The following is a 24,039-nucleotide window of genomic DNA, read 5'->3' as shown; positions in this document are numbered from 1 at the left end:
AGTTCGAGTGCCGGGTCCGCCCGAGCATCGAACCGCGCCGGCGTCGACGATGGAGCATTTGTTGCCGATCGGCGTAGGTAATTTTCGCCGCGGGTTGCTGATGCTCGAACCGTACCTATTCGGCGAGTGTAGAGCCACGGATCATTGCCCCGCACGAGTGCGGGGAGCCGACGCTGGAGGTAGGAAGGTTGGCTGAATGCACCGGGTTCCGAAGGCCATAATCACCAAACGCCCGATCAGCCTGGCCGATGTTGTATCCGAGCGAACGAGAACTTTCCCAGTTGGGCCTGGTGTGACGCACATCAGTCGAGTTCTTGGGTATGGCTTGCTGATCGAGGCCGCTCAACACGTTGGAGGGCCGTGAATGGGCCGCACCTGATCGCGCTCGTCCATGCCGGGGCGTGGTCCCCACGGGCAAGCTCCTGCTACGGCCCACCGACATCACCCCACCCGAGCAACCGAATCAGACGACGTGGCTGTCGCATGATCAGGGTTGCACGGTGAAGGATGTGGGCGTGGAGTTGGAGCCTTACCGTGGTGAGCTGGTGGCGTATTGCTATCGGATGTTGGGTTCGGTCCATGAGGCCGAAGACTTGGTGCAGGAGACGATGCTGCGCGCATGGAGGGCTCGTGACCGGTACGACAGTGCGCGGGCGTCGGTGCGAACCTGGCTGTACCGGATCGCGACGAACGCATGCTTGAACACGCTCGAGGGTCGGGCTCGCCGTCCGTTGCCTTCCGGGTTGGGTGCGCCGTCCGACAACCCCGCCGTGCCGCTCACCCCGAAAGCGGACATTCCCTGGTTACAGCCGTTTCCCGATGCGCGGTTCAACGTGGGATTGCGGTCGGATCTGCGGTTGGCGCTGGTGGCGGCGATGCAGGTGCTGCCGCCGCGGCAACGAGCCGTGCTGCTGCTGCGGGAGGTGCTGGAATTCACCGCCGCCGAGGTCGCCCAACAACTGGGCACGACCGTCGCCGCGGTCAACAGCGCCCTGCAGCGGGCCCGCGCGGCGTTGGCGGATGTGCCCGACATCGACGAGGTCACCGAACCGGACGACCCCGCAGTGCAGGTCGCGATTCACCGGTACATGCGCGCCTTCGAGGCGGGCGACGTCGCGGCATTGGTTGGGCTGTTGACCCGCGACGCAATCCTGGAGATGCCCCCGGTGCCATTGTGGTATCGGGGCAGCCGGGATTACGGGCGATTCATGCGCCGCGTCTTCGACATGCGCGGCACCGACTGGCGGATGCGGCAGCTGTCGGCCAACGGGCAACCCGCGCTCGCCGCCTACGCGCCCGAACCGGGCGGCGGACATGTCCTGCACACGCTGCAGGTTTTCACAGTCACCGGCGGCCGAATAGCACGCAACGTCGTGTTCGCCGATCGAGGAGTGTTCCCGCTGTTCGGGTTGCCCGAGACGATGTCCGTGGGCGATCTGCGCCGGCCGCGATGAGTCGGCCCGGTGTCGCCGGTACATACGCTTGACCTTCCACCCCGGGACTGGTCAGCCGCCGGGAGAGATCACGCGAGGTACGGGGACGGGCTCACTGCCGCCACAGGGCCCGGACCCGGCCCGCACGCCGATTTGCGGGACCTTCTCACCTGGCGCGCAGGTGATTCCTCTCGGGTGTAGGCGTGCGCTCAGTCGAAGGTGCTGTCGAGCCAAACGATCGTCTGCATACCGAACAGATCGGTGCCCCAGCCGTAGAGATCGGTGATCATCCGCACCATGCTGCAATTGGTCGGCGCGTAGGTCACATCGGTGCCCTGGGCACGGTACTGGTCGGCCAGTTCACGCGCATCGCGGGCGGGCACCAGAGACATGAACGAATCGTCGGCTGCGCAGGAGGCGATGAGCACCTTGGATTTCGGCGGACCTCCACGACCGAGCATATTGTCGTCGAACGCATGCTGGAACGCGGGTTCGTCAGCCGGGTTTCGCCCCGTGTTGAACAATGTGTTCAACGGGACGAACGGCAATCCGAAGTACGCAGGCGTCTGGCACTGCGTGCGGAAGAAATCCGCGAGCCCCTTACCGGCCGGATTCAACTTCTCGTCGACGCGCATGCCCGGATACCACGGTTCGAGTCCGAGCAGGGTGGCGAAGGCGAAACCGGAACCGACCGAACCGCCGGCGATCCGCATGAAGTTGCGCGGATTCACGACCATGCCTTCCAACACAGTCGATTTCACGTTCAGTTCTGGCGCGTACTCGGGCTGCTGTTCGGCCGAGAACCCGGCACCCACCCCGCCACCGGCGATACCGAACAGTGCTGTCTGCGCTTTCGAGTCCAGACCGGCCTCATGAAAGTTCAGTGCCGCGCGGGCGCCATCGAGCTGGGCGTGCGCGGCGAATTTTCCGGCGAAAACGCCGTGCGGCCTACGGTCGGCGTCATTGCCGACATCGGAGATCATCACCGCGTACCCCTTGCCGAACAGCAGTGCCAGTGGGCCGAGAGCCGACCACGAGGCACCGTCGATCGGGGCGCCGCCGGTCCACTGGGTGCTCGGGTGACAGCTCCAGCCGACGCTGTCGTTGGCCTCCTGGTAGGAGATGAGGCGGCGTTCGGAATTCGGTGTGCCATCTACCGGGATCATCAGGATTCCGGTGCTGATCACGGGTGTGACACCGTCGTTTCCGGTGGTGACGTACATCAGCTTGTATGCGTCCAGGTTCGCCGGTTTCAAGCCGGTGAACAGCACGTCGACCTTCTTCGAGTTCAGCACGGTGCCGGGGCGCTCGTTCCCGGTGAGCGGCGGCTCCTGATAGAAGGGGTCGTTGGCTTGCAGCGCCTGGAACGCCTCCTCAGGGGAGGCGACGGTCGCGCCCCGCACGGTGCCGACCACGTAGCCGTTGAACACCTCACCGAGCCCCGGTGTACGCGGCGGGGCGAGCGGTTCCGGCGGAGCAGGCTGGGCCGGTGCTTCCGGCCGAGGGGGCGGCGCCGGTTGGGCCACCGCCGCACCGGCAGCGGTGAACACGATCATCGCCACGCCGAGCGCCGCGAGCGGCGTCCACCGTTTCCGGCCCGGGCCACGTCCGCGGGTTCTCCACGCACCGGGTCCACTGATCCCGACACCATTTCCGCGCATATCGACTCCATTTCCGCGCATCTCAGCGCACCGCCGTTCCAGCAACGACCGGCATTCCGGTCGCTGCCCCCGCGTCGACCGGTGTCACCTGGATCTGCTTGATCGCCGAATCCAGCAACTGCGGGATGTTCAGCAGCGGCCGGTGCGATTCCATCTGCACCTCGTACGGCGTGCGTAGCTGGGCTTCCACTGCGGGCCAATTGTTCTCGATCTGATATTTGTACTTCGGCAGCAATTCGGTGGTGATGTAGTCCCACCTCGGATCGAGTTCGGACCAGTTCCAGTCCGGCAGCGGCAGTGTCAGGAGCGCCGGGCAGCCGTCGGTCATCGTGAAGGGGATACGCACCGGCCGGAATTGGCGCGGCGGCACGACACCCGCGACCGACGGTGAACCCACCGCACCACTGAGATAGGTGATGGCCTCGCCTACCGGGCCCTTGTAGCCGCGCGCCTCGTCCCACTGGGCGCCGATCGCCCAATCCTGTTCACGCCGCAGCAGGGTCGCGTTGCCAGCCGCGATACGTCCGGAGTCACCGGAAGCGATATCGCGCCACGCGTTCATGATGTCGTCGCCGAACAATCCGGCGGCCTGGAATTCGGCGAGTGCGGGCAGACCTTCGGTGACATAGGCGTCGTGCATGGGCATCAGATCGGAGAAGATGTTCTTCTGCATGACGAGGATCAACCCGATGACATGCTGCAGATCCTGCGGCGTGATCTGTGGGCCCGCCGCGGCGAGCGCGGTGAGTCCGCGCGGTAGCATCGGAACGGCCTGCGGACCGGCGACCTGTTCGACCGCGGCGAGGACACCGCCCGCTGTTTCGGACAGACCGGGCACCCCGTAGATACCGCCCAGCAATTCGAAATCGACCAGCCCGCCGCCGAAATCGGCACCGACCTGGCCGCCCATACCTGCCCATTGCAATTCCCGATGGGCCAGTTGCAGGTCTTCGTAGTAGCGGTAGGACTTGATCAGATTGTCCCGGTTCGCCGCCACACCCGCGCGTGGGTCCCATGACCGCAGGTCGATGCCCGCTCTGTTCGTGGCGTCGACCAGCCAGTACTGGTACAGCAGGGCCGCATATCGGGTCGGCGTGATGCCACGGCCGCGCGCCTCGTCCAGCAGGGACCGCAGTTGCACGACGTCGTAGGGCAATGTCGGATCGACACCGCCGGGACCGGAGGCGGCGTTCCGATTGATCAGCGGCAGATCCAGGTAGCCATCCAACTCCGACGCTCCGGCGGGACCGGCGCAGGCAAGTCCGAGCCCGATCGTGGCCGCGAGTGCGGCGCCGCATAACAAGAAACCGATACGCATCAGCTGTTCATCCTTCCTCTCCCCAAGGTCGATACACACGAACTTCGCTCACGGAATACGCAGTGTCAGCACTCACAGACTAAGGGCCACGGCACCTCCCGCTGCCTGTTCAATCCGTCCCACCTTGACCCTGTTGTCGTACTAGCTGCTCATCGATCCCGCGAACCCGGCCGACGACCGGTGGTGCGCGCCGCCGCCGTCGAGTTGCTGCATCTGCGCTCGCTCTACCACGACATCGACAAACACGAGCACTACTACCGGCACGCCTACGCCATGACAACGGAACACAGTGCCGCAGTAGGCAATTGGATACACAGAAACAATCATCGGCGGCGGCACTCGGCGATCGGAATGCGCTCGCCGATCGACTACGAGCACTCCCTCAACGCCGCCCCTGAAGCAGGGTGAACTGTCCACTTGTTCGAGGAAACCCCAACAGCCTCCGCAACACCTCGCGATTGTCGGAGGTCAGGAACGGTTGCGGGCGTGGGTGATTCGACCATGCGTTGCCGTGAGGACTGCCACCACCATGACGGTGATCAATTGCAGCACGTTCCAGGCCACTGGATGGCGAACCGGCATTACCAATGGCTGCTGGTAGGTGGGGGCCCCTGCGATGACGGCTGGGATCCGTGGCTCGGTCGGCGGTAGAGGCAGTGGAGCCGGGGCGGGGGGAGGTGGCGCGAGCATTGGTGAATCCGGCTGCGGCGGGCCCAGTTGTAGCGGGATGTCGGGATAGGAATCAGGTGGCGGAGCATCCGGCAGCAGCAACAAACAGGTCAGCAGCGCGCTCCCGGTGGCCGCGCTGCCTACAACCGCACTCCCGAGTGCGGACTCGGACCACCAACTGCCGGTGACCGATCCGAGCATGATCAATGCACTGCCGGTGGCCGCGCTGCCTGTACAGGCTGCCTGCACGCTACCGGAATCGAGACCGAGGGCGTCGCTCGAACCAACCGCTTCGGGCGCCGCCGGTCCGAGAGCCAGTGGAGTGCCTGCGCCTTCTGTGCTATCAGTCAAAATGTTTTGCGGCACCGCGCTTCCAGTGGCGGGCAAGACAGCATGGGCAGGTGGCGCGAGCGCCAACTCGTTGCCGACCTCGTCGGCACCTGTAGTGACCGAGGTCTCGCCCGTCGCACTACCGGAGGTGAGATCGCCGAGAGACGGCCAGGCCGGCGGATCAGCGGCGGCAGGTGGCGCCGTTAGAACAGCAGCCGCGGCGGTCAGTGGAAGGAAGGCGAATCCCGCGGTGAGCCTGCGGATTCGCATCATGTCTATCGGCGATGCCATGTGCACATACCTCGTCTGTCGCATACCTGGAGGTTGGTCAACTCCCGTGTCGGAAACGGGTCAACGCCAGTTCGAAGGCGTCCCGCGGTACAACGCTGCCGCCGGAGAGCGGCCGATCGAGGCTGTAGATCGCAAGGATCACCCAGCCGACCACGACACCGAGCACGGCGGTCATGAGCAAGCTCCGCCTGGTGACGTCCTGGCCCGCCAGCACCATGCGCAGCAGCAACAACGCCGTTCCGAACCACAGGGCCGCGTACAGGAACCCGGGTATCGACAAGCTCGCGTCCATCGCGCGGTCGTACCGGGCTTGCGCTACTCCGTCGAGACTGGCCAAAACGCTGGAGCGGACATTGTCGTCGGCGTCGCGCAGAGCGGCCGCCTCGGCGCGCAGCGTGTCGAACGTCTGCTGGGTCGATTCGCTGAGCCGGTGTTTCTGTGCCATGACCGGCCATTCGTGGTCCAACACCTGCGTGGTGTAGTCGCGCACGAGCCCCTGGATCCGATCGCGTTCTGCCTGCGGCAGTGCGTCCGCGGCAGAGTGGACTCCGACCAGCGCTTTGGCCTCGGCAACAGTGTGGTTGTGTGCGTTGTCGTAGTTCTGCCAGCCGATCACCACCACCAACGCGACCACCGCAGTGAAGAACGTACTGATGATGTCGAGGACAAATCCGTCGCCACCTCCTTCCTCATTCTTACGCCACGACTTCGGGCGTAGCCGGTTCGCCAGAATGAGGACGGACACCGCGACGAGCGCGGACAGAACGGGCAGGGCCCATTGCAGAACCATGTGGTGCTCCATATCCCGGGGCAGCCGTTCGGCCACGTGGAATCACGACTTGTGTTGAGGGGCAGAAGTTGACGACGATCATGTGGCGGGTGGGGGTGTCCAGCGATGGGTACGTAGCCGGGCGGAGGAGACACCGAAGTCTTTTTTGAGATGTTCGGGGATGGCATAGTGCATGACTCGACCGCGGGTCAGGGAGCTGAGTTCGAAGACGGTGGTGAGTCGGCCGAGGTGGTCCAGTGCCCAGGCTCCCAAAGGAGAACTGTCTTCCAGGGTTTCGAGGAGACCGAGGCCGCTGGGGACGGCTTTGACGGCGGCATCCCATGCGGTGCGCGGCACTTGCAGCCAGTCGGCACAAGTGTCGCCGATGAGATAGCGGATCAGCGCGGAGACGAGGGGGTCGAAGAGGGTGCCCGGGACGACGTCCTCGTAGAGATCGATGAGTTGGCGAGTGAGGTGGGTCCCTTCTTCGCTGGGGCCGATGTAGCGCGTCAGGTATGTGTCGAGGAATTGCTGGGCGGATTGCAGGTTCTGGGGCGCGTGCGTCTGATCGACCCCAAGCATGGCGCCGACGACGCGCCAGGCATAGAAGTAGGCCTCGGCGCCGTCGACGCTCATGTGAATGTTGAGCCGATGCAGGCTGTCCAGCACGAGCAACGAGAAGAGCAACTGGCCGCCGATCATGTCCTCCTGGCAGATAGGTGCGCCCAATGCGACTGTATCCCACTGGTTTTCCCGTGCAAGGTGGTGGCGAATCGACGCGTGCAACAGCCGGACCTTCTGGGCGGCGGGGATGAAGCGCCCGCTTGCCTCGAAGGCGTCCGGCTGCATGAGGTACACGGTGAACTGGCCGGTCTCGGCCATGCGATTGGCGGGGTATGCCAGCGAGTGGGTGGCCGACAGCAGTTTCGCGATGTGCGGGATGAGGTAGCAAGCGGGCATGGCCGCAAAGGACAGTGCCGTGGAGATGTGCACGTTGTTGTCGATGAAGAACAGTCGGGCCTTCTCCATCTCACTCCAGTCCACCCACGATGGCGGGGTGGCGGTTTCGTGCAGGTACTCCCGGGCGACGTCGGGCAGATCGTCCGGTAGGGGCGCGCCTGCGGCGGAGACGTAGCGCATGAGCGCATTGAGCTTGCCGACCTCGCCGCGTTCGAACAAAGTAGCCACGGTGGCGTCGGCGAGTTCGTCACCGTACTGCCGCAATGCGTCCATCGACGCGCGGGTGTAGGTCATCAGGCGCTCCTCACAGCGACGGGCGAGACGGCGGACGTGCTATGCCGGTGTCAGTGCATGCGTATGGACGCAGCATGCGCGAGTTCGGTCAGTGCTCGCGTGGCGGTCGCTGGAACATCCACGCCGACCAGCGCGCGAGTGGCCTCCTCGACCCGGGCGGTAATCATCTGTTCGATGCGGATCGGGGATCCGACATGATTCATCAGATCACGCATTTCGTGTAGATCCTCGGGACCCAAGTCGCGCCGATCCAGCAAATTGTGCAGCTGTTTTCGCTGTACGTCGTCGGCGGCCCGCCAGGTTTCGGCGAGCAGGGCGGTCGGGCGGCGGGTGCGGAGATCGTCGAGACTCGCCTTGCCGGTCCGCACCGGATCGCCGAACAGGCCCAGCAGGTCGTCGCGCAACTGAAACGCATCGCCCAGCGGTAATCCATACGCGGAGAACACTTTCAGCAGGCGGTCACTTGCACCGGCCAACGCACCGCCGATGAGCAGCGGCTGCTCGACGGTGTACTTGGCGGTCTTGTACCGGATCACCTTCAACGATTCACTGGTATTCGGTGCTGCACCGGTCCAGATGATCTCCAGGCACTCCCCCGCGATCAATTCCCTCGCCAGAGCGGCCCAGTGCGGACGCGCACGCGACAGATAGGCCGCCGGCAGACCACTCGCGATGAACAGCTCTCCGGCCAAGGCCATCAACAGATCGCCGACCAGCATGGCGAGCGCCCTGGCGGACTTCTTGGCGCTCGGACGACCGCGCAGCGGGGTACGCAGGGCGATATGCGCGGTGGGCAGACTGTGCCGCAGCGGGCTGTCGTCGATGATGTCGTCGTGCACACTGGCCGCCGCGTGCACCAATTCCATCGCCGCCGCGGCCCGCACGAGCGCATCGCTGTCCGGTTGTCCCGATGCCCGCCAACCCCAGTAGCAGAACGCCGCCCGCAGACGTTTGCCCTGCGTTGTCGCGACCACGATCTGGTCGGCCACCGGTCGCAGTTGGGGGTCGATCATCAGGAGCTGGTCGTTCTCCTGTGCGACGAAGTCCCTGAGCGTGGCGTCGATGCGGGCTTTGAACGCATCCGGATCGTATCGATCAGACATCGCCGGAGGCAGCACGTCGCGTCACTACTCGCTGAGCGAGGATTTCCAAGTGGGCAGGCGGCACGGTGGTATACCGGTCCAGCGCCAGCCGACCGCGCGCTTTCAAATCTGTTTCCGCGTCGCCCGCCAGTCCGACCACATCCGACCGCCGCAGCAGCCCCCACACCCGGCCCACCACCGGGCCGACACGGCTCAGCGCTAGATCCGCTAGACCGGCCGCCAAGAGAACGGCGTCCTCGCCTCGAGATCCGGACTGAAAAGACCGTTGCGACATACGACCACGCTCCCCACTCGTGCGAACGATCCGATACCGTGCTGTCCCAACAAGATCGGCCCGGCACGCACAGTGTGACATCAGCTCCGCGCGGACACGCCGAGAACTTGCTACAGACAAGTTGAAGACGTTGGTCTTGTAGTCGCGGCGGATCATCGCCGGGGTGCCCACCGCCATGGCGGTGGTGATCATCGTAGCGGCCAGGGTGGGTTTCGTGGCGAAGTTGAGTCCTCGGGCTTTTTCGGCGCCCTTTGCGCGTCACCGCTCTCACCGTCCACCAGGATCGCCTCGCTTCTATCGAGATGGCAGATCAGGCCTGAGCCGCTATGTCGGTGTCCCGCTTTAGCGTGAGACAGCGGGTATTGCAAGGGATCCGGCTTCCTGTGCACCGTCTAGCGCCCTCTTACAGCGGAAACGCGTAGGGGCGCTCCAGCTTACGGATGCGGCACCAGGAAAGACCGCATCCGTTTCCGCGTCCTGCCCTGGTTCGGCTCGTGCGGCCGGTCCGGATACCGGATCCCCGAAGGTACTGATGCGGACACGAACCGGACGTGCATGTCTCCACGCATCCGGCTCTCCACATGTTCAAGCCGCTGGCACATGGTCGGTGTCGGGTTGCCAATCTGCCCATGGTGCAGGAGTTTTCGAGCCGCGATATCAGTGACGGCTGACCGCAACCTCTCGTGGTCGGAACAGCTCGACGCGGCGGTCGCTGATCTGTCAGTTCGGTCGGAATCGGCGGCGTAGCGTTCCCCACGTCAAACCGAAATGCCGTTTGCGCAGCTACGACCCCTCATGGACGCGAAGTGGTCGACGTAGCAGAAGGTGCGCTGGGACACACCGTGCTTGAAATAGTTGCACCAGCCCCGCATGACGAGATTGATTCGCCGTAGCAGGGCATGTTCGATGCGAGTTGAGGCGCGTCAGGTTTCGGACCTTGCCGTGTCTGCGTGTCCAGCGGGACGACACGGCAAGGCTAACCGCATCGTCCGCGGTTGACCGCTGAGCCTGACGGCGGGGCTGCAGTGCTATCGGTAGCCCCGCTCGAGCAGGTACCTGGCTCCTGCCTCGAAGCTCTCGGGACTGAGCAGTTCGAAGCCGAAGGCATCGGCGAGCCGGTCGGTCATGTTGAACGCGGCGCAGACCGCCAGCGCGTCCTCGACCTGCTGACGTGAGACACCTGCGAACAGCACTTCCCGCATGTCGTCGGCGTCCACCTTTCCCTCCCGGGTCAGCTTGCCGAGCATCCACAGCGTTGCCCGGAGCCCGTCCTCGACAGGGGCCGATTCCAGGTCGGACAGCACCGCTTGAACCTTCGCGCCGTCCTGGTACGCCTGTCCCGCGGTCGCGGTGTGTGCGCCGACGCAGAACGCGCACTCGTTTACCTTCGACACGAAGGCGGCCATCAGCTCTCGGTCAGCTACCGACCATGCGGAAGGCCCGCGCATCGCCTCGTGAGTGAACTTCTTCGCCCAGGCACCGTAGAAGCCGGGCCGGTAGAAGACCAGCTTGACGGCGTCGGGTACTGGGTGTCTGGAGAACACCCGGATGAGTGCGAACAGCAACTTGGTCCCGGGGCCGTAACCGCGGTTGAGGATGTCAAGTCGCATTATTCGGCCTCGCTGTTGACGGTTGCTTCGGCCAGGGCTGCCAGTCCCGCTTCATACAGCCGGGCGGACTGGCCGACCGCAGCCGATATCACCAATTCGAAGAGCTGGTCTTCGCTGAAGCCCGACGCCTTCGCCACAGCGAAGTCCTTTTCGGTGACCTGCCCCGGCCTTGTGGCAACCTTGTCGATCAGCGCGTGCAAGGACGGTGGGATGGCGACGTTGTCGAAGGCACGCGCTCGCAGTTCTGGAGATGCCCTGCCCGCTCCGTTCAGGACACGATCCACCAGGGCTCGGTGCGCTGCACGCTTCTTGTCCTCATCTGGCACCGCGCTCTCCGCCTCCTCTCCAGCTCGGCTACGCCCCTCGTGTACATAACGATCAGTGCACGGCCGAACAGGACACGCCGTCGGAACAAAATGTACCCGCAGGAACCGGCAGCAACCGGGCGGACATCTTTCCGGCAGTTGTCTTATACGCTGACTCTCACCCCTTTGCCCAACGTGCCCACGATCGCCGACAACGCTGAACTGCTGGCGGCAGGACGCCGAGCACGCTCCGCCGCCGATCTCGAATCCTGGTCGCTCCGCTATCTGGACCAGCTGGCCGAGCTGGAATCCGCTCGGCCTCAACCCGCCGCCAGGATCGCCGCGCATCGCAGATCACGGAGCCGCCACCGCGCCCTGGGCCTGCTCAGCGTTTACGGGGTGTAGATGGTCTGATGTGTGCCGTTGACGGTGTCGGGGAAGGGCCTATTCTGCCGAGTCGGTGGGGTGTGGTGGTGCGTCGGGGAATATGAAGCCAGCTTGTCGCAGGAGCCTGCGTAGGTAGGCGGATATATCGGATGGCTGCAGGCCTTCGGTTGCTTGGGATCGGGCAGGTTCCAGCAGGAGATGGTGAATGATTGCGCCGTTGAGCATGTCGAGCAGAATGTCAAGGTCGGCCGTTGGGGAGAGGACGCCCGAGGCCTGGGCTTGGTGGAGGAGAGCGCGGGAACGTTGGCGCCGCGGCAACGCATGGTGGTGCCAGTAGGCGTTGAGCAGCGCGGGGTGGCTGGGGCCGGCTCCGAGTAGGCGGGCGGAGAGGAGCCGATACCTGGGGTCGGCAAGCGCCGCTCCCCATTCCGGTAGCAGCGCCTCGATTGTGTCGGGCAAGGTGGTGGCGGATGCGGTCAGCGGTACGCCGGGGATGTCTTCGCGAGCATGCTCGATCGCCTGGGCAAGCAGGTCCTCTTTTGATTTCCAGCGTTTGTAGACGGTGACTTTGGCGACGCCTGCTCGTTTGGCGATGCTTTCTATGCTCGTGTTCTCGACGCCGCGCTCGATGAGAAGGTCGACGGCGGCGCGCAGGATGGCGGCGTCGGCATGGGGGTCGCGGGGGCGTCCTGGCCCTTCGCGCCGCGGCGTCTCGGTGCTCATGCCCCAATCCTGGAGTAGAACGTATCCGCGAACCACCTGTGCAGCGCGGCGGGATCATCGCCGCGCCAGGCGAGGTGCCCGTCGGGGCGAATCAGCAAGGCGGACTGCGGAGCTGCTGTGTCGGTCACCATGGTGACGTTCGGGGCGAGATGTTTCGAGGCCACATTCGTCAAGGCCTCGGGAGCGGTGCCTGGGCGTGCCAGGACGACCCATGCCGGGTGCAGTTCGGTGTACAACCGTGTCGCGCTACCGTCGAGGCGCACACATTCCCGGTCGGGTATGCGATCCCCGGGCCGGGGTTCAGGGCCGCGGCGGCTACCCAGGGGGCCTTGCCGGTAGTCGACCCACAGCTGCGACGCGGTGCGTGTTGCTTTCTGCTGCACTTTCGGGGAGTTGAGCAGCGGAATGAAAACCCGGTCACGGACGAAACGCACCACAGCACCGTTGCCGACGAGGATCTTCGTATTCGCGCTGGTGGTGCGAAGCACTTCGGTGGCCAGTGGGCGCCGCTCGGCGGCGTAGGTGTCCAGCAACCTCTCGTCCGCGCGACCGCTGACGACCAGCGACAGCTTCCACGCCAGGTTCTCGGCGTCCCCGATTCCGGTGTTCATGCCCTGCCCGCCGATCGGGCTGTGGATGTGCGCGGCGTCGCCGGCCAGCAAGACGCGGCCGGCTCGGTAGTCGGATGCGAGTCGTCGGTGAATGCGGAATACCGAGGTCCATATCGCTTCACGGATTCGCACCCCGGTCGCACCGGCCCGTATCGGCAGCAGCTCCTCGAAGCGAGCGACGATATCCGCAGTTGACAGCTGCCCATCGACGGCCGGGACGTCGGCCATCAGCCGCCACAGGTCGCCACCATCGTCGGCGTCGCGCATGGGAATTGCCAACAGCAAACCGTCGCGGTGATAGTAGCCCGCCGATGCGGAGCGGTCACGGTCCCAGGTCACGTGCGCATCGGCCAGAAGAAACTGTTCCACCACCGAAACTCCGGGGAACTCGATCCCAGCGGCGCCGCGCACCACGCTGTGCGCCCCGTCGCAACCGACCAGCCATTTCGCCCGCAGCCGTGTCCCGTCCGCGAATTCCACGGTCACACCAGCGGCATCTTGCGTCGCCGCCGTGACCATCGTGTCCCACTCGATATCGGTGCCCAGCTCGGTAAGTCGCCGCCGCAGCTGCTCCTCGATCCGGGCCTGCGACACAAACAGTGCCTGCACCGACTCCCGGTCGTCCGGCGCGAACCGCATCGTCGCAATCGGACGTGACCGCACGTACATGCGCATGCCGACCGGCGCGAGGGACCGTTCACGTAGATCACCCATCGCACCCAAACGCTGCAGGATCTCGACGCCTCGCGCGTGGAGGATGTTCGCTCGGGAAGTCGATGCCGGGCCGCTCGCTCGGTCGACGACACGAACCGCAATTCCATGTGCGGCCAACCCGCACGCCGACACCAGACCGGACGGGCCCGCCCCCACCACCAACACGTCTACGCGGTCCATCACCATTCCTTTTTAGTATACGACTACGTTTGCGTATATTAATACTGTCACATGCGCGCTGGCCCGGTCAATCGGCTTCAGCGCAGATTGAGTGATCGACCACAGACGATTTTTCGCCGAACAGGCTTCGGCCTTAGCGGATGTTCAGGACCTCGGGTATGGCGGCAGCACGAAGGCTGCTCAACTACCGGCATCCATTCGCGCAGATTCACCGACCAGACCGGATTGTCGGGACCGGGCTCGGCGCAGTCAGCAGGTTACGTTCACATCGGCAGCCGGGTCGAAGGACACATGCACATGGTCGCGGTGATTGGCGGTTGGACTTCCACGGTCTTTCATGTACGACCAACCGCCGCCGTCGTTGTACCGCTGCTGCCAGATCACGTAGGTCACACCGAAACGCTGCTGATTGGCCAGCACGAATTCGGCGATCGCGTCGCCGCGCGCGGAATCGGATGTCATGAAATCGAGTGCTAGGCCCGCACCATGATCGCCGTCGCCACGGCCGACGGCGCCGCCGATATCGGTGACGCCGAACGTCTTCTTGAGCAGGTTGCCCACCTGTGCCACGTGCGGCTGTGCGCCGGCGAGTTCTGTCGAACACGGGACGGAGGGATTTGGGGGCAGGTGCTGTTCGGCCTTCTTGGCCGACGGTAGTGGTCGATCGGCTGCGGCCGCCGGCGCCGCAGGCGGCTGAGTCGTCGACGGCACGGTAGTCGGGGCCAGGTCGGTTTCGACGGAAGACGACGACGGCGAATCGGCCGCCGCGGCATGCTGAGCAGCCGGGCTCGGTCGGATCACCACCCACAGCACGACGGCGACAGTCGCGACGATGCCAGACACGGCCATGGGAGTGAGCTTCCAGGCTGTGGTCCGTTTGCGATGTCGACCAGGCATGATGTCGAATACCGGTTACTGTCGAGGGCGGGTCACCGTTACATTACGAAAAGGTCGCGGAAATGTCACGCCAGCGCGGCCAGCGGGGCACCCTTTGACACTTCCCCTCGCCTCGCATGTTCTGGCGGGTCCTGTCGTTCCTGCGGAGTACGCTCGCTCGCGTCGGCGTGGCGGTGACGACATGGAGGTCGGCGATGGACGTATTGCTCGGAATCGGGACGCGCAAAGGGTTGTTCCTGGCACGTAGCAGGGACGGTCGGTCGAGCTGGAACGTGAGTGCGCCGCGGTTCGCAGTAGCCGACGTGAAGGCGTTGGCGATCGACGCTCGGCGGGAGACGCCACGCGTGCTCGCAGGAGTGCTGGACAGCCATTTCGGGCCGACGATGGTGGTCAGCGACGACGGCGGCGAGACGTGGAGTGAGCCGGACGATGCACCTTTGGCGTTCCCGGAGGACACCGAGGCGGCGGTGCAGGGTGTGTGGCAGATCGCGCCCGCGACAGACGCCGAGCCGGAGGTGGTGTACGCGGGCGTCGAACCATCGGCGTTGTTCCGCTCCACCGATGGCGGGAGGACGTTCGAGCTGGTCAGAGGACTCTGGGAACACCCGCACCGGCCGGAGTGGACGCCGGGAGGCGGCGGGTTGGCGTTGCACACGGTCCTCCCGCATCCGACAGACACACAACGGATCGCGGTCGCCATGTCCACCGGCGGCGTGTATCAGACGTCCGATGGTGGGGCATCGTGGAAGCCGACGAACAAGGGCGTCACGGCCGATTTCATGCCGGGCGAGTTGCCGGAGTGGGGGCAGTGCGTACACAAGGTCGCGTTGGACGCCGAGACGCCGAGCACCATGTATCTGCAGAACCACGGTGGCGTATTCCGCACCACCGATGACGGCGCGAGCTGGCAGTCGATCGACGGCAGGTTGCCGGCGTCCAACTTCGGCTTTCCGATCGTCGCGCACCCTCGGCGTTCCGGCGTGATCTACACGTTCCCGCTGGTCGCGGATATGGAGCGGTTCCGATTTCCGCCGGACGCCACATGCGCCGTGTACCGCAGCGAGGACGGCGGCGAGACATGGTCCGCGAAGACCGACGGGCTCCCACAGGTGCCGTTCTGGGCGGCAGTCATGCGCGATTCCATGTGCGCGGATGACGCCGACCCGCCTGGCATCTACTTCGGCACCCGCAACGGCGAGGTCTATTGCAGCGCCGACGAAGGTGAACACTGGCAGCTCGTGGTCGACAAACTGCCGGACGTGTTGTGCGTGCGGGCAGCAGTCATCGGATAACGGCCATGGCACGCGTGCATTTGCCGTCCATGCTGCGTACGTACGTCAGCGGCGAAAAGGAATTCGACGTCGAAGGGGCGACCCTCCGGAACGTCTTGGACGCCCTGCGCGAGCGGTCTCCCGCGTTGGAGCGCCGGCTTCGCGACGAGAGCGGCAAACTGCGTCGCTACGTGAACTTCTACGTCGATGGCGACGAGTGCCGCACACTCGACGGCCTGGACACACCCCTCGGCACCGGCACTGAGGTCATGATCATCCCGTCGGTCGCCGGCGGGTGACTACGCTCACCGCTGGCTCAGGCCATGGGCGTTGAACCCACGCACGGACTGTATGAGTGCACCTCACCGAGCCTTTATCGCCGATATTGCTGTGCTCGGCCGATCACGGATGTCGCACATTGCTCAGTTGTGCTCGGTGGTAGCCGAAGCCCGGAGATGTGGTCGATGCGGATTTTGATCACCTGGTCGTTGCGCTCCGGCGCCCACGGTCGGCGCGGAAAATCCGCTGCCGCGACCAGTTCGTCCACGTCGGTGACCGCGGTCGCTGGTCCGCTGACCAGTACTGTCCACCCGCTGCGGGTCTCGAGCTCGATCTGGTCGATCTGGAACGCTACGGTCTGGCCCGCGACGGCCGCGCCGCGGCTGCCGGGTACGGTCCAGATCCATATGCTCTCGTCCAGCATGTAGAAATTGACGGGTCGGACCACTGGCACCCCGTTCTCGACATAGCCGAGCCGACCCACCGGAACTGAGCGCAACCGCGTTCGGCAATCGGCCTCGTTCAATTCGGTCAATGTCCTCAGCTGTGACATCGTCGTACCCCATTCCTCGTCTGACCGGGCAGCCGCACGACCACGGTCCGGTGTATGTCCTCACTATGCGAACCGAACCACCCTTGCCGCGAGAGGCGAAAGTCCCTGGACCGGGGGCACTGCGCGAGCCACTGAGATGTGGTCCCACAACGAGTAGTCACCCGTGCTGGGCTCGCTGTCATCAACCGCGGTCGGTGCCTCTGCCTGATTCAGCCGCGACGAGCGGTGCGATTGCCTCAGCCGTACCAGTCACACCGGGCGCGATCTCTTTACTGCTCAAACGTTTTCGCGAGCTGCTCGATAAGTTCCGCGAGGTGGTTTCGGAGGTAGAAATGATCTCCGGGGTAGACATGTGTTGCCACGGAACCGGTCGCCTGTTTGCCCCATCCCTCCAGATGCTCGGGCTTGCACAGCGGGTCGTCGTCCCCGGTGAACAGGACGAGTGAACAGTCGAGCGGAGTCGAATCTGCCGTGTATCGATAGCCCCGGTACATGGTGTAGTCGTAGTTCAGCGCCTGTGCGGCGCGTTCGAACATAGCTTTTTCCTGCCGGATCTCCGGTGGGATGAAGGCCAGTGCCTCCAGTGCCTCGGGACTGGGGGTGCGGAAGAGGCGTTCCGACAACTCGGCCATTCCCGGGCCATCGGGTGCCGGCATCGCCGAGAGCCCGAGCGCCACCGGTGTGGTGCTGTGGCCGCGCGAGAGTGCACGGGCGGTCTCGAAGGCAAGCAGGCTACCGCCGGAGTGCCCGAAGAATGCGAACCGGCGCTGGTCGGAATCCGCGGCGATGGCGGTCGATAGTTCTTCCGCCAGTGCGAGGAGGTCGCTTCGCGGATGCTCTTCTGCGCGGTCTTCACGTCCGGGCAACTGGATCGCGTGCAACTCGATGTGCTCGGGGAGCAGGTCGATCCAGGGCAGATAGGTCGATGCCGAACCCCCGGCATGCGGGAAGCAGTAGAGCCGTGTCGCTGTGCCGAGGCGCGGAGCGAACGTGCGGAACCAGCGTCCGGTTACGGCGCGGGTGATGGAGGACGCAGCTTTGGTCTGCAGGTCGTAGTCCGTCCGGGTCTCCAGGTCGAGACGTTCCAGGAGGTAACCGACGAGTTCGCCCGCGCTGGGGTGGGTCCACACGATGGTGGCGGGGATCTTCACATGCAGGTCAGTTTCGAGGCGGTTGCGCAGTTGTAGGGCGGTGAGCGAGTCGAATCCGAGGTCGGACAGCAGTGTGGTCGAGTCGACTGATGCGGTGCTCAGCCCGAGGATCGCCTGCATGCACCCACCGAGGTAATTCAGGGCGAGCTTGCCGCGCTCATCGAGCGGTGCCGCCCGGAGCCGGGCGTTGACGCCGGAGGTGTCGTCGACGCCGACAGATTCGGCCGCCGACGTGATCGGCATGTCAGCGAAAAAGGCGGACTCGGCTGCGGCGGGGGCAGTGTGAAACCAATGTTCGGGGTCGTAAACGAATACGCCCGCGTTGGTCCGCTCGTGATCGATCAGTTCTTCCAGAGAACGCAGGCCCTCAGCGGTGGTGAACGCGGCGTATCCGTGATGGCCCAGCTGGGTGGCCCGACCGGCCTCCCCCCAGACTCCCCAGTTGATCGCCAGAGCGGGCAGTCCTCGCGCCCGTCGCCATCGAGCGAAGGAGTCGAGCCAGTCGTTTGCCGCGGCGTAGTTGCCCTGTCCTGGACTTCCGAGCAGCGATGCTATTGAGGAGAACAAAACGAACCAGTCGAGTGAGTGCCCGGCCGTCGCCTCGTGCAGCCGCCAGGCTCCGGTTACTTTCGGCCGCCACACTTGGTCGAGGCGGCGGGTGTTCAGACGGGCCAGGGCACCGTCATCGAGGACGGTCGCGGCGTGCAGGACTCCGGAAAGCGCCGCTCGGCCCGCGGTCGCCGCCGCGACGAGCCTATCGGCCACACCGGGTCCGGCGATGTCGCCGCGGACGAGGTCGATCTGTACACCGCTTGCGCGGATTTCGGCAAGTGCGGCAACCGCGGCCTGCGACGGTGCCGACCTGCCATTGAGCACAATCCTGCCGGCGCCGTGGTCGGCGAGCCAGCGGGTGATTTCCAGGCCGAGTCCTCCGAGTCCTCCGGTGATGATGTAGCTGCCACCGCGTCGCACGATTGGCATCGTGTGGGAGGGAAGTGCCACTTCGATCTCGCCGTGCTGCGGTACGGTCAAGACCAGCTTCCCGATGTGTTTGGCGGCCGCCATGTGCCGCAGCGCTGTCGCTGCGTCAGTGAACGGAAACTGAGTGCAGGCAGGCGGGTTCAGCCGGCCGGCGGTGAACTCGTCCCGTAGTTCACGCAGCAGTTCGTGGATCAGCGGACGGCGTTCGCGGCCGAGAACGGCCAGATCAACTGCGGCTACGGTGATGTTGCGGCGCAGCGCCAGCAGACCAAGCTTGGCGTTGGCGTAGATATCGCGTTTGCCGATCTCGATGAACCGCCCGCCGAGGTTCAGGACGTCCAGCCCCGCGAACAGCAATGGTCCGGACAGCGAATTCAGTACCACGTCGACTCCCTCGCCACCGGTCGCGGCGAGAGTCTGGGCAGCGAACTCCGAGGACCGGGAGTCCATCACATGCTGCACGCCGAGGTCGCGGAGGTAAGCGCGCTTGCGGTCGCTGCCGGCCGTGGCGAGAACCTCCGCACCAAGAGACCGTGCGATGGCGATCGCGGCCAGGCCGACACCCCCGGTTCCCGCATGAACGAGGATCCGCTCACCGGCGGTGAGCCGAGCAACTCGCGTGAGCGCGTACCAGGCGGTCAGGTGAGCAGCAGGCACGCCAGCGGCTTGGACGTCTGTCATCTCGTCGGGCGCTGGAACGACCACTTCGGCGGGTAAGGTGACGAACGTGTCGGCGGTGCCGTCGTGGAACGCCATCACACGGTCACCAACTCGTAGGTGATCGACGCCGGGACCGATGCCGGTGATGACGCCGCAGCACTCCAGGCCGAGCCTGCCGGAGGTACCGTGCAGGTCGGGGAACATGTCCAGCATGTGCATGACATCGGCGAAATTCAGCCCTATCGCCGTCGTCTGGATCTCGACCTCTCCACGTGCAGGCTCGCAGCGCGGTCGGGCGACCGGGCCGATCGTGTCCAGGTCTCCAGGTCGGGCGATGTCGAGGGAGATGCGGTCCTGGCCGTACCGCCGAGTCCGCCGCGGCCGGGTCTGCCAGGTCCCGTCGCTGATCCGGTTGTTCGCCAGCCGCGCCGCCCACCTCCGGCCGCTCCGCCAGGCGATTTCGTCGTCGGAGCCGCCGGCGAAGAACTCGGCGACTAGATTGCGCACCGAGCCGATGCCCGGTTCCACGTCGACCAGGGTCGTGCGCAGCCCCGGATATTCGCACATCGCCACTCGGGCGACTCCGCGCAACCCGCCCTGCACCAATGCGGGCACTTCATCTGCGATGATGGTGTGCGCGCCCTGGGTGACGATCCACAACCGGGGCACAGTCTCGGACTCCGAGAGTAGCCCGACCAGATCGACCACACGCATGACCGCGCTACGGCACAGGTCCGGGATTTCCGATTCCGCCGCCACCGCCGCGGCCGGGAGGAAGACGACATCCGTTGCGGTAGCCAACGTTTCCGTTATTGCCGCCATAGGCCACGACTCGCGCGGACCGTCGGCGCTGAGCAGCGTGGCGGTCACGTCGGACGCGACCAGTTCAGCGTGCAAAGCTGCCGACAGCGGATCGGCGTTGTCGCCGAGTACCAGCCAGCTTCCGCGAGCCGAGCCCGATCCTTCCAGCGGCAACGACGCCCACCGGACCTCATGGAACAATCGCTCATGCCGGGAGGCAGGCCGCTGCCGCTGCATCGGCGCGAACCGTACATCGGTCGCTTCGGCCACCACTGCTCCGTCGTCTGCCAGCAACCGCAGGATTCCTGTTGGTCCATCCGCCGACGTCGACACCAGCGTCGTCTGGCAGTACGCCGCGATCGGACCGGTGTCGAAGACACGCAACGATCTCACGCCGACGGGGAAAAGCAACTGGTTCCCGGCGCTGCCTGTCGCGTCGATCGCCTCGACGAGGAGCGTCTGCAGACATCCGTCGAGCAGGACCGGATGCACACTGACCGGGCCGGCGAGTGCACGGGCCGCGGGCGGCACGCTGACCCGCGCGAGCATTCCCTCGTCAGCCGACCGTCGCAGGGTCTCGACTGCAGCGAAGGCCGGGCCGTGATGGTAACCGTCGGCGCGTAGTTCCGCGTAGCGGCTCTCGACGTCGATCCGCTCGTCATACAACGCGTTCAAGGAGGTCGGGTCGACCGGCTCGGGACGAGTGTCCTGCGGCAGATACCTCAATTCAGCGGTCGCGTGGACGAGCCAGTCGTCGTCGCCGTCGCCCTTGCTGAGCATCTCGACGACAGCTGTATCGTCACTGCGCGGAGTGAGCGACGTGTACAGCGTCGTGTGCTCCTCCAACGGCAGTAGCTGGACAAAACGCATATCGGACAGCAGGACGTGCGCTACGTCGCAGTCGAAGAACTCGATCCCCGCAGCCAGCGCGGTCTCGCAGTACGCCGCTCCGGGAAGTACTGTGACGCCTTCCACTCGGTGCTCGGCGAGCCATCTCTGTGCCTGTGTCCCGATATCGACCTGCCAGAGGTGTCGGCGGCCGGGCTCGGGCACGGCAGTGTGCACGCCGAGCAGCGGTGGCCGAATCTGCGCCGTGACTTGGCGCGCGGGGTGTGGCAGAGGCAGATCCACCCAATGGCGGGTCCGATTCCATGTGGTCGCCGGGGCATCGACGAGCATTCCGCTCGTATGGCGCCGGCCGAAGTCGATGGGCACGCCTGCGACGTAGAGGCGGGCCAACTGGCCCGTGATCGTGCGCAGATCGTCGTTGTCGCGGCGGACGGTGTGCGCGACCACCGCGTCGCTATCAATGTCCTGGAGTGTTTCTCGCATCGCGTGGCCGACGATGGGATGGACCGAGACCTCGAGGAACACGACATGGCCGTCCTCGGCGGCGGCCCGGACCGCGTCAGCGAACCGGACTGGTCTGCGAAGGTTGTCCGCCCAGTAGGCACCGTCGAAGATGACCGATTGTCGGGGATCGTCGGTCACGGTGGAGTAGAACGGCACAGCAGGATGTTGCGGGCGGATATCGGATAGCGCACCGATCAGCAGGGGCGCGTAGGGATCCAGGTGCGGCCCGTGAGCCGCCACGTCGGAGGCGATGAACCGGGCTGTCAGTCCGCGGATCTGCCAGCGCTCGACAACGTGCCGTACCGGTTCGGGACCGCCCGCGACCACAGTGGCACGTGGAGACGAGATCACGGCGACCGTGACATCGTCGACCTGACGCAGTTCCTCCTCTACCTGCTGGTGGGGCAGGTCCACCGACGCCATCGCCCCCGTGCCGGCCAGCGGGATCAGCGCAGCCGCACGGCGGCAACTGACTCGTACACCGTCCGCTATCGACAGCGCACCGCAGACGACCGCGGCCGACACCTCTCCCATGGAATGGCCGAGCACTGCTCCGGGCCGCACGCCGAGAGATCGCCAGACTGCGGCCAGCGCCACCTGAGTGGCGAACAGGCAAACCTGGATACGGTCGATCCGAGTGACCTCCGTCGAGGCGCGCAGCGTGTTGGTCACCGAGAAGCCCGCCTCGGCGGAGATCAGCGGCTCCAGTTCAGCGATCGTGGCGGCGAAAACCGGCTCATCCTCGAGCAGGCGGCGGCCAATGCCGGCCCACTGCGACCCCTGTCCGGAGAACACCCAGACCGCACCCGCGCCAGCAGCATCGCGCACCGTGCCGCCGAGCGAATCATCCTCATCGCCGCCTGCGGCGATCCGGTCCAGTGCTCCGACGAGCTCATCCACAGACTCGGCGACCACGCCTGTCCGCGCGCGGTGATGTGAGCGCCGCACCGCGAGGGTGTGCACCACATCGCCGAGTTCGACCCGGCCGCGCGTGTCGGTCAGCCAGCGAGAAAGCCGTGCAGCGGCCGCGCTGAGCATCTCCGGGGCCGTGGTCGACAACGGCACCAGGACCGGGCGCGGCGCGGTCTCGCTCCGCACTTGTGCAGCAGCCGGTCGGTCCGAGTACTCCTCCAGAACAATATGAGCGTTGGTGCCACTGAAGCCGAACGAGGACACCGCCGCCAGCCGGGTGGGCGCGTCCACCGGCCACACAGTCGGCTCTGTCGGCACGAAGAAACGGGTACCGTCCGGGGAGATCTTCGGGTTCCACCGCTGGAAGTGCAGATTCGGCGGAATGACACCGTGCTGGAGAGCGAGTACGGCCTTGATGAAGCCCGCGATTCCCGAGGCCGATTCGAGATGGCCGATATTGGATTTCACCGAACCGAGCGCGCATCGTCCCACACCGTCCCCGTAGACCGGCGACAGCGCACGGAACTCGATCGGGTCGCCGACCGGCGTGCCGGGACCGTGGGTCTCCACCAGCCCCACCAGGCCGGGGTCGATACCTGCCTGTGCGACCGCTGCGGAGTACACCATGCGTTGCGCGTCCTCAGACGGATGGACCAGTCCCTGCGACCGCCCGTCCTGGTTGATCGCGGAGCCGCGGATTACCGCCAACACCCGGTCCCCGTCGCGCTGCGCGTCCGAAAGACGTTTGAGCACAACGATTCCGGCGCCTTCGCTTCGTACCAGGCCGTCTGCGCGGGCGTCGAAGGCATGACAGCGCCCGGTGGCCGAGAACATTCCCCACCGGGTTCCGGAGAGCATGAACTCCGGGCTCAGCATGACGTTCACACCGCCGGCCAGCACGAAATCGGACTCGCCGGTCCGCAAGCTCTGGACGGCCAGATGGGTCGCGACCAGTGATGATGAGCAGGCTGTGTCGATGGCGACACAGGGTCCGTGCAGTCCGAGCATGTAGGAGACACGTCCCGCCGCCGTACTGTGCACGTTCCCGACAGTCGCGGCGTAGGCATCGATGTTCTGGTAGTGCGTGCCGAGACGCACGGAGTTGTCCTGGCTCCAGATCCCGACGAAGACACCGCCCTGGGTTCCCATCACGTCGCGTGGCGGGATGCCGGCATGCTCCAAAGCTTCCCAGGAAACCTCCAGTAGGAGCCGATGTTGAGGGTCCATCGAGGCCGCCTCCGCGGGCGATATGCCGAAGAAGGCGGCATCGAAACCGGTGATGTCGTCCAATGTGGCCGCCCAGCGGGTGTTCGAACGACCCGGTGCCTCTCGATCGGGGTCGTAGAACGCGTCAACATCCCATCGGTCGAAGGGTCCCTCGCGGACCGGATCCCGTTTCTCGATCAGAAGCCGCCACAGATCATCCGCCGAATCGACCTCCCCCGGCATTCGGCAGGCCATCCCGACGACAGCGATATGCTCGTTCAGTCGACGCGTGTCGTCCACGAGCAGGTGCGAGATGTCGCCGATAACCATCGGTCTTTCCTTT

The 24,039-nt window shown here is 65.4% G+C and carries 20 protein-coding genes; 5 read left to right on the top strand and 15 right to left on the bottom strand.

The window, feature by feature from the left end:
- The first annotated feature begins 401 nt into the window (after window positions 1-401).
- Window positions 402-1,454 (top strand): sigma-70 family RNA polymerase sigma factor, encoded by a 1,053-nt coding sequence (locus OH799_RS05490; protein WP_406276382.1) that lies wholly within the window; start codon window positions 402-404, stop codon window positions 1,452-1,454.
- Window positions 1,455-1,642: 188 nt separating this feature from the next.
- Here the strand turns inward: OH799_RS05490 and OH799_RS05485 are convergent, their stop codons facing one another.
- Window positions 1,643-2,989 (bottom strand): lipase family protein, encoded by a 1,347-nt coding sequence (locus tag OH799_RS05485; RefSeq protein ID WP_406281830.1) that lies wholly within the window; start codon window positions 2,987-2,989, stop codon window positions 1,643-1,645.
- Window positions 2,990-3,116: 127 nt separating this feature from the next.
- Window positions 3,117-4,412: a hypothetical protein gene (locus OH799_RS05480; protein ID WP_406276380.1), complete on the bottom strand. Its 1,296-nt coding sequence runs from the start codon at window positions 4,410-4,412 to the stop codon at window positions 3,117-3,119.
- A 183-nt stretch (window positions 4,413-4,595) separates the two neighbouring features.
- On the opposite strand from OH799_RS05480, the gene OH799_RS05475 reads away from it, so the two are divergent.
- Window positions 4,596-4,820 carry an IS3 family transposase gene (locus OH799_RS05475; RefSeq protein ID WP_406276378.1) on the top strand — a complete coding sequence of 75 codons (225 nt, stop codon included), beginning with the start codon at window positions 4,596-4,598 and terminating at the stop codon, window positions 4,818-4,820.
- Window positions 4,821-4,880: 60 nt separating this feature from the next.
- On the opposite strand, the gene OH799_RS05470 is transcribed toward OH799_RS05475, so the two are convergent.
- From OH799_RS05470 to OH799_RS05435, 8 genes are all read right to left on the bottom strand, one after another.
- Complete coding sequence (locus OH799_RS05470; protein ID WP_406276376.1) at window positions 4,881-5,702, bottom strand: hypothetical protein; 822 nt, start codon at window positions 5,700-5,702, stop codon at window positions 4,881-4,883.
- Window positions 5,703-5,739: 37 nt separating this feature from the next.
- Window positions 5,740-6,492 (bottom strand): hypothetical protein, encoded by a 753-nt coding sequence (locus tag OH799_RS05465; RefSeq protein ID WP_406276374.1) that lies wholly within the window; start codon window positions 6,490-6,492, stop codon window positions 5,740-5,742.
- Window positions 6,493-6,570: 78 nt separating this feature from the next.
- On the bottom strand, window positions 6,571-7,725 hold the full coding sequence (locus OH799_RS05460; RefSeq protein ID WP_406276372.1) for an oxygenase MpaB family protein: 1,155 nt from the start codon (window positions 7,723-7,725) through the stop codon (window positions 6,571-6,573).
- Between the two features lie 50 nt (window positions 7,726-7,775).
- Window positions 7,776-8,828: a polyprenyl synthetase family protein gene (locus OH799_RS05455; protein ID WP_406276370.1), complete on the bottom strand. Its 1,053-nt coding sequence runs from the start codon at window positions 8,826-8,828 to the stop codon at window positions 7,776-7,778.
- The gene (locus tag OH799_RS05450) at window positions 8,821-9,051 is read right to left on the bottom strand and encodes a hypothetical protein (protein ID WP_357264514.1); all 231 of its coding nucleotides are present in this window, start codon (window positions 9,049-9,051) and stop codon (window positions 8,821-8,823) included. The genes OH799_RS05455 and OH799_RS05450 overlap by 8 nt, the downstream gene beginning before the upstream one ends.
- An 809-nt stretch (window positions 9,052-9,860) precedes the next feature.
- Window positions 9,861-9,998, bottom strand: coding sequence for a group II intron maturase-specific domain-containing protein (locus tag OH799_RS05445; RefSeq protein ID WP_406281827.1), 138 nt, complete (start codon window positions 9,996-9,998; stop codon window positions 9,861-9,863).
- A gap of 132 nt (window positions 9,999-10,130) precedes the next feature.
- Window positions 10,131-10,712 carry a carboxymuconolactone decarboxylase family protein gene (locus OH799_RS05440; protein ID WP_406276368.1) on the bottom strand — a complete coding sequence of 194 codons (582 nt, stop codon included), beginning with the start codon at window positions 10,710-10,712 and terminating at the stop codon, window positions 10,131-10,133.
- A complete protein-coding gene (locus OH799_RS05435) occupies window positions 10,712-11,038 on the bottom strand; it encodes a hypothetical protein (protein ID WP_406276366.1) in 327 nt (108 codons plus the stop codon). Before OH799_RS05435 ends, OH799_RS05440 begins: the two co-directional genes overlap by 1 nt.
- Before the next feature lie 165 nt (window positions 11,039-11,203).
- Here OH799_RS05435 and OH799_RS05430 point away from each other — a divergent pair, with 165 nt between their 5' ends.
- Entirely contained in the window at window positions 11,204-11,422 is a 219-nt protein-coding gene (locus OH799_RS05430; RefSeq protein WP_406276364.1) for a hypothetical protein, read from the top strand.
- 39 nt (window positions 11,423-11,461) lie between these two features.
- On the opposite strand, the gene OH799_RS05425 is transcribed toward OH799_RS05430, so the two are convergent.
- From OH799_RS05425 to OH799_RS05415, 3 genes are all read right to left on the bottom strand, one after another.
- The gene (locus tag OH799_RS05425) at window positions 11,462-12,127 is read right to left on the bottom strand and encodes a TetR/AcrR family transcriptional regulator (RefSeq protein WP_406276362.1); all 666 of its coding nucleotides are present in this window, start codon (window positions 12,125-12,127) and stop codon (window positions 11,462-11,464) included.
- Window positions 12,124-13,632, bottom strand: a complete 1,509-nt coding sequence (locus OH799_RS05420; RefSeq protein ID WP_406276360.1) for an FAD-dependent monooxygenase — start codon at window positions 13,630-13,632, stop codon at window positions 12,124-12,126. The genes OH799_RS05425 and OH799_RS05420 overlap by 4 nt, the downstream gene beginning before the upstream one ends.
- Before the next feature lie 249 nt (window positions 13,633-13,881).
- A complete protein-coding gene (locus tag OH799_RS05415) occupies window positions 13,882-14,481 on the bottom strand; it encodes a hypothetical protein (protein ID WP_406276358.1) in 600 nt (199 codons plus the stop codon).
- 242 nt (window positions 14,482-14,723) lie between these two features.
- Between OH799_RS05415 and OH799_RS05410 the strand changes: the two genes are divergently transcribed.
- Window positions 14,724-15,821, top strand: a complete 1,098-nt coding sequence (locus OH799_RS05410; protein WP_406276356.1) for a WD40/YVTN/BNR-like repeat-containing protein — start codon at window positions 14,724-14,726, stop codon at window positions 15,819-15,821.
- A gap of 5 nt (window positions 15,822-15,826) precedes the next feature.
- On the top strand, window positions 15,827-16,099 hold the full coding sequence (locus OH799_RS05405; RefSeq protein ID WP_357264540.1) for a ubiquitin-like small modifier protein 1: 273 nt from the start codon (window positions 15,827-15,829) through the stop codon (window positions 16,097-16,099).
- A 74-nt stretch (window positions 16,100-16,173) separates the two neighbouring features.
- Here OH799_RS05405 and OH799_RS05400 read toward each other — a convergent pair whose 3' ends face one another.
- Both OH799_RS05400 and OH799_RS05395 read right to left on the bottom strand, forming a co-directional pair.
- Window positions 16,174-16,632, bottom strand: a complete 459-nt coding sequence (locus OH799_RS05400) for a pyridoxamine 5'-phosphate oxidase family protein (protein WP_406276353.1) — start codon at window positions 16,630-16,632, stop codon at window positions 16,174-16,176.
- A 269-nt stretch (window positions 16,633-16,901) separates the two neighbouring features.
- Window positions 16,902-24,026 (bottom strand): SDR family NAD(P)-dependent oxidoreductase, encoded by a 7,125-nt coding sequence (locus OH799_RS05395; RefSeq protein ID WP_406276351.1) that lies wholly within the window; start codon window positions 24,024-24,026, stop codon window positions 16,902-16,904.
- Window positions 24,027-24,039 lie beyond the last annotated feature (13 nt).

It is taken from the genome of Nocardia sp. NBC_00881 (genome assembly GCF_045207455.1).
Taxonomy (GTDB): Bacteria; Actinomycetota; Actinomycetes; order Mycobacteriales; family Mycobacteriaceae; genus Nocardia.
Note: the sequence above shows the minus strand (reverse complement) of the source record. Positions and strands in the feature narration are given on the sequence as shown.

Excerpts from the sequence above, each read along its gene's own strand:
- OH799_RS05420 (WP_406276360.1), bottom strand. The coding sequence starts at position 13,632 with ATGGACCGCGTAGACGTGTTGGTGGTGGGGGCGGGCCCGTCCGGTCTG.
- OH799_RS05480 (WP_406276380.1), bottom strand. The coding sequence starts at position 4,412 with ATGCGTATCGGTTTCTTGTTATGCGGCGCCGCACTCGCGGCCACGATC.
- OH799_RS05395 (WP_406276351.1), bottom strand. The coding sequence starts at position 24,026 with ATGGTTATCGGCGACATCTCGCACCTGCTCGTGGACGACACGCGTCGA.
- OH799_RS05400 (WP_406276353.1), bottom strand. The coding sequence starts at position 16,632 with ATGTCACAGCTGAGGACATTGACCGAATTGAACGAGGCCGATTGCCGA.
- OH799_RS05440 (WP_406276368.1), bottom strand. The coding sequence starts at position 10,712 with ATGCGACTTGACATCCTCAACCGCGGTTACGGCCCCGGGACCAAGTTG.
- OH799_RS05470 (WP_406276376.1), bottom strand. The coding sequence starts at position 5,702 with ATGGCATCGCCGATAGACATGATGCGAATCCGCAGGCTCACCGCGGGA.
- OH799_RS05410 (WP_406276356.1), top strand. The coding sequence starts at position 14,724 with ATGGACGTATTGCTCGGAATCGGGACGCGCAAAGGGTTGTTCCTGGCA.
- OH799_RS05485 (WP_406281830.1), bottom strand. The coding sequence starts at position 2,989 with ATGATCGTGTTCACCGCTGCCGGTGCGGCGGTGGCCCAACCGGCGCCG.
- OH799_RS05460 (WP_406276372.1), bottom strand. The coding sequence starts at position 7,725 with ATGACCTACACCCGCGCGTCGATGGACGCATTGCGGCAGTACGGTGAC.
- OH799_RS05425 (WP_406276362.1), bottom strand. The coding sequence starts at position 12,127 with ATGAGCACCGAGACGCCGCGGCGCGAAGGGCCAGGACGCCCCCGCGAC.
- OH799_RS05415 (WP_406276358.1), bottom strand. The coding sequence starts at position 14,481 with ATGGCCGTGTCTGGCATCGTCGCGACTGTCGCCGTCGTGCTGTGGGTG.
- OH799_RS05405 (WP_357264540.1), top strand. The coding sequence starts at position 15,827 with ATGGCACGCGTGCATTTGCCGTCCATGCTGCGTACGTACGTCAGCGGC.
- OH799_RS05465 (WP_406276374.1), bottom strand. The coding sequence starts at position 6,492 with ATGGTTCTGCAATGGGCCCTGCCCGTTCTGTCCGCGCTCGTCGCGGTG.
- OH799_RS05455 (WP_406276370.1), bottom strand. The coding sequence starts at position 8,828 with ATGTCTGATCGATACGATCCGGATGCGTTCAAAGCCCGCATCGACGCC.